This is a genomic window from Mycobacterium sp. THU-M104 (genome assembly GCF_049197365.1).
GTDB lineage: Bacteria > Actinomycetota > Actinomycetes > Mycobacteriales > Mycobacteriaceae > Mycobacterium.
In genome coordinates this window covers 1-4,649 of record NZ_JBMIOP010000175.1, presented here as the reverse complement: position 1 = coordinate 4,649, position 4,649 = coordinate 1, and the positions used below count along the sequence as shown (strand labels likewise).

At 66.7% G+C, this 4,649-nt stretch carries 8 protein-coding genes and 1 pseudogene; all 9 read left to right on the top strand.

Annotated features, from left to right (window positions below; genetic code table 11):
• Positions 1 to 131 precede the first annotated feature (131 nt).
• A pseudogene (locus tag ACOJVU_RS14075) lies at positions 132 to 236 on the top strand (TetR/AcrR family transcriptional regulator); the annotation flags it as partial.
• Positions 237 to 580: 344 nt separating this feature from the next.
• A complete protein-coding gene (gene rpsJ, locus ACOJVU_RS14070) occupies positions 581 to 886 on the top strand; it encodes a 30S ribosomal protein S10 (RefSeq protein WP_003873519.1) in 306 nt (101 codons plus the stop codon).
• Between the two features lie 14 nt (positions 887 to 900).
• The gene (rplC, locus tag ACOJVU_RS14065) at positions 901 to 1,575 is read left to right on the top strand and encodes a 50S ribosomal protein L3 (protein WP_421530331.1); all 675 of its coding nucleotides are present in this window, start codon (positions 901 to 903) and stop codon (positions 1,573 to 1,575) included.
• Positions 1,575 to 2,228, top strand: coding sequence for a 50S ribosomal protein L4 (gene rplD, locus ACOJVU_RS14060; RefSeq protein ID WP_421530330.1), 654 nt, complete (start codon positions 1,575 to 1,577; stop codon positions 2,226 to 2,228). The genes rplC and rplD overlap by 1 nt, the downstream gene beginning before the upstream one ends.
• Positions 2,228 to 2,530: a 50S ribosomal protein L23 gene (gene rplW / locus ACOJVU_RS14055; protein WP_421530329.1), complete on the top strand. Its 303-nt coding sequence runs from the start codon at positions 2,228 to 2,230 to the stop codon at positions 2,528 to 2,530. The genes rplD and rplW overlap by 1 nt, the downstream gene beginning before the upstream one ends.
• Positions 2,531 to 2,567: 37 nt before the next feature.
• Entirely contained in the window at positions 2,568 to 3,410 is an 843-nt protein-coding gene (gene rplB / locus ACOJVU_RS14050) for a 50S ribosomal protein L2 (RefSeq protein ID WP_421530328.1), read from the top strand.
• 74 nt (positions 3,411 to 3,484) lie between these two features.
• Positions 3,485 to 3,766, top strand: coding sequence for a 30S ribosomal protein S19 (rpsS, locus tag ACOJVU_RS14045; protein WP_020101403.1), 282 nt, complete (start codon positions 3,485 to 3,487; stop codon positions 3,764 to 3,766).
• A gap of 28 nt (positions 3,767 to 3,794) precedes the next feature.
• A complete protein-coding gene (rplV, locus tag ACOJVU_RS14040; protein ID WP_421530327.1) occupies positions 3,795 to 4,286 on the top strand; it encodes a 50S ribosomal protein L22 in 492 nt (163 codons plus the stop codon).
• Positions 4,286 to 4,649, top strand: a 364-nt coding sequence (rpsC, locus tag ACOJVU_RS14035; protein WP_421530326.1) for a 30S ribosomal protein S3, incomplete at its 3' end; no start/stop codon positions are given. The genes rplV and rpsC, both read left to right, overlap by 1 nt.

Sequence of the window (4,649 nt, the reverse complement as noted above, 5' to 3'; positions counted from 1 at the left end):
CGTCATCGACATCACACCCATCCCAAGAACGTCGAGATGATCTGTACTTTCGTGAATAGATTTTTGATACCAGAAGAGAAAGATGTTCGCAAGGGGGGGTGTCGCGAGGAGGGCCGGCTCAGGTGCCCTCCGCCCGGCGGTACGCGGAGCCGTTCGACGCTGTCGTCGACGGCCCGAAGGCTGCCGAGTTGTGGGAGTCGGACCGATCCCGCGCCATCGCGCTGCTGATCGGCCCGGGATTTTGCCCGGGGCATGATCGTCAGGCATACTGGTCGGGTTGTCCTGAGCCAGGTTTTTCCCTGGCCGGGCATACGACCAGCGCCCGAACGGGCGCGTCCGGTCCCATTCTTGAGTGCGACTTATCGGCCGCGTTCGGGGCTGCGTGCGGGTGACACACCCGACCGCGGGGGTCGGTGGACCACGACAGGTGAACAGCGGCGCAGCATCCGGCGCGGCGCTGGACCGTCCGAGAATCGGGTGGTCGATCTGCGCGCCGGAGAGCACCAGGTCCGGACATCGGACCACATGAGCGGACGAGGCCCGGACACGGGCCTCACGAGGGAATCAGGTAGGGAGAGGCGTGGCGGGACAGAAGATCCGCATCAGGCTTAAGGCCTACGACCACGAGGCCATCGACGCTTCGGCGCGAAAGATCGTCGAAACCGTCGTCCGCACGGGTGCCAGCGTCGTAGGGCCGGTGCCGCTGCCGACCGAGAAGAACGTGTACTGCGTCATCCGCTCCCCGCACAAGTACAAGGATTCGCGGGAGCACTTCGAGATGCGCACGCACAAGCGGTTGATCGACATCCTCGATCCGACACCCAAGACCGTCGACGCCCTGATGCGCATCGATCTTCCCGCCAGCGTCGACGTCAACATCCAGTAGGAGATCCAGAGCTCATGGCGAGACAGGGTAATTCCGCCGCAAGGCGGGGCATTCTGGGCACCAAGCTCGGGATGACGCAGGTGTTCGACGAGAACAACAGGGTCGTTCCGGTGACCGTGGTCAAGGCCGGCCCGAACGTGGTGACGCGAATCCGCACCCCCGAGCGCGACGGCTACAGCGCCGTGCAGCTGGCCTACGGCGAGATCAGTCCACGCAAGATCAACAAGCCGGTGACCGGCCAGTACGCCGCCGCGGGCGTCAACCCGCGGCGCCACCTGGCCGAATTGCGACTCGAGGATGCGGAGGCGGCCGCCGAGTACGAGGTCGGCCAGGAGTTGACGGCCGAGGTCTTCGTCGACGGCGCCTACGTGGACGTGACCGGAACCTCGAAGGGGAAAGGCTTCGCCGGCACCATGAAGCGGCACGGCTTCCGCGGGCAGGGCGCCAGTCACGGCGCCCAGGCCGTGCACCGACGCCCGGGGTCCATCGGCGGCTGCGCCACCCCCGCTCGGGTGTTCAAGGGCACGCGCATGGCCGGCCGGATGGGCAACGACCGGGTGACGGTCCAGAACCTGGTGGTGCACAAGGTTGATACCGAGAACGGCGTGCTGCTGATCAAGGGTGCGATCCCGGGGCGCACCGGTGGACTCGTCATGGTCCGGAGCGCGGTCAAACGAGGTGAGAAGTAATGGCACTCAAAATCGACGTCAAGACGCCGGACGGCAAGGTGGACGGATCGGTCGAACTGCCCGCCGAGTTGTTCGATGCGCCCGCGAACATCGCGCTGATGCATCAGGTCGTCACTGCGCAGCGAGCGGCGGCCCGGCAGGGCACGCATTCGACCAAGACGCGCGGCGACGTCAGCGGTGGCGGCCGCAAGCCGTACCGACAGAAGGGCACCGGGCGCGCCCGGCAGGGTTCGACGCGGGCCCCGCAGTTCACCGGCGGTGGCACTGTGCACGGCCCCAAACCGCGCGACTACAGCCAGCGCACGCCCAAGAAGATGATCGCCGCGGCGCTGCGCGGAGCACTTTCCGACCGGGCGCGCAACGGGCGCATCCACGCGGTCACCGAATTGGTGCCCGGACAGACGCCCTCGACCAAGAACGCCAAGGCGTTCCTGGGCAGCCTGACCGACCGCAAACAGGTGCTGGTGGTCATCGGCCGCAGCGACGAGACCGGCAGGAAAAGCGTCCGCAACCTGCCCGGTGTGCACGTTCTGTCACCGGGTCAGCTCAACACCTACGACGTGCTGCATGCCGATGACGTGGTGTTCAGCGTCGAGGCGCTGAACACCTACATCGCCGCGAACACGACCAGCTCCGAGGAGGTTTCGGCCTGATGGCTACCCTCGCCGACCCGCGCGACGTCATCCTGGCGCCGGTCATCTCCGAGAAGTCCTACGGGCTGCTCGACGACAACGTGTACACGTTCGTGGTACACCCCGATTCGAACAAGACGCAGATCAAGATCGCCGTCGAGAAGATCTTCTCCGTGAAGGTCGCATCGGTGAACACCGCAAACCGGCAGGGCAAACGCAAGCGCACCCGGACCGGATACGGCAAGCGCAAGAACACCAAACGGGCCATTGTGACCTTGGCGCCGGGCAGCAAGCCGATCGACCTGTTCGGAGCACCGGCCTAGCCGGCTAGCCGCGTGTGAGAGAGAGACCTGATTAGACATGGCAATTCGCAAGTACAAGCCGACGACCCCTGGTCGTCGTGGCGCGAGCGTGTCCGATTTCGCCGAGATCACGCGGTCGACGCCCGAGAAGTCGTTGGTGCGCCCGTTGCACGGTCACGGTGGGCGCAACGCCCACGGACGGATCACCACCCGGCACAAGGGCGGCGGCCACAAGCGTGCCTACCGGGTGATCGATTTCCGTCGCAACGACAAGGACGGCGTCAACGCCAAGGTCGCGCACATCGAGTACGACCCGAACCGCACCGCCAACATCGCGCTGCTGCACTACCTCGACGGCGAGAAGCGCTACATCATTGCGCCGCAAGGACTTTCGCAGGGTGACGTGGTGGAGTCGGGTGCCAACGCGGACATCAAACCGGGCAACAACCTGCCGCTGCGCAACATCCCGGCCGGTACCGTCATCCACGCCGTGGAGCTGCGGCCGGGCGGCGGCGCCAAGCTCGCGCGCTCTGCCGGGTCCGGCATCCAGCTGCTCGGCAAGGAGGGAAGCTACGCTTCGGTGCGCATGCCCAGCGGTGAGATCCGCCGGGTCGACGTGCGCTGCCGTGCCACCGTCGGCGAGGTGGGCAACGCCGAGCAGGCGAACATCAACTGGGGCAAGGCCGGTCGCATGCGGTGGAAGGGTAAGCGCCCCTCGGTCCGCGGCGTGGTGATGAACCCGGTGGACCACCCGCACGGCGGTGGTGAGGGCAAGACCTCCGGTGGCCGCCATCCCGTCAGTCCGTGGGGCAAGCCCGAGGGCCGGACCCGTCATCCCAACAAGGCCAGCAACAAACTCATCGTCCGGCGCCGTCGCACCGGCAAGAAGCACGGACGGTAGCGCGCGGTGACGATGCAGAGCGCGCAGCGCGATGAGGAGAAGCCGCGCAACACGAACAAGTCTCAGGAGCACTCATGCCACGCAGCCTGAAGAAGGGCCCGTTCGTCGACGACCACCTGCTCAAGAAGGTGGACGCGCAGAACGAGAAGAACACCAAGCAGGTCATCAAGACCTGGTCTCGGCGTTCGACGATCATTCCGGACTTCATCGGTCACACCTTTGCGGTGCACGACGGACGCAAGCACGTGCCGGTGTTCGTCTCCGAGGCCATGGTGGGTCACAAGCTCGGCGAGTTCGCGCCGACGCGCACCTTCAAGGGCCACATCAAGGACGACCGCAAGAGCAAGCGCCGATGAGGGTTCGCGCGATGAACGAAGGATCGAGATGACCACCACTGAATACCCCTGCGCGGTCGCCAAAGCACGGTTCGTGCGGGTGTCGCCGCGAAAGGCGCGCCGGGTGATCGACCTGGTGCGTGGCAGGTCGGTGGCCGACGCGCTCGACATCCTGCGCTGGGCGCCGCAGGCCGCCAGCGAGCCGGTCGCCAAGGTGATCGCGAGCGCGGCGGCGAACGCGCAGAACAACGCCGGCCTGGACCCGTCGACTCTGGTGGTCGCCACGGTGTATGCCGACGAGGGTCCGACCGCCAAGCGCATCCGGCCGCGTGCCCAGGGACGGGCGTTCCGGATCCGCAAGCGCACCAGCCACATCACTGTGGTCGTGGAAAGCCGCCCGGTCCGCGACGAGCGGTCGGCGAAGTCGACGCGGGCCCGCCGCGCCGAGGCCAGCAAGGCCGCCGCCAAGAAGGCGCCGGCCAGAACAGAGCCTGCCGGCCAGACGCCTGAGACTGCTGAAGCGAAGGGAGGCTCAGACTAGTGGGCCAGAAGATCAATCCGCACGGCTTCCGTCTGGGCATCACGACCGACTGGAAGTCCCGGTGGTACGCCGACAAGCAGTACGCCGACTACGTCAAGGAGGACGTCGCGATCCGCCGGCTGCTGTCCACCGGCCTGGAGCGCGCGGGGATCGCCGACGTGGAGATCGAGCGGACCCGCGACCGCGTTCGGGTGGACATCCACACCGCCCGACCCGGCATCGTCATCGGTCGCCGCGGCACAGAGGCCGACCGGATCCGCGCTGACCTGGAGAAGTTGACCGGCAAGCAGGTCCAGCTCAACATCCTCGAGGTGAAAAACCCCGAGGCCCAAGCGCAATTGGTGGCCCAGGGCGTCGCCGAGC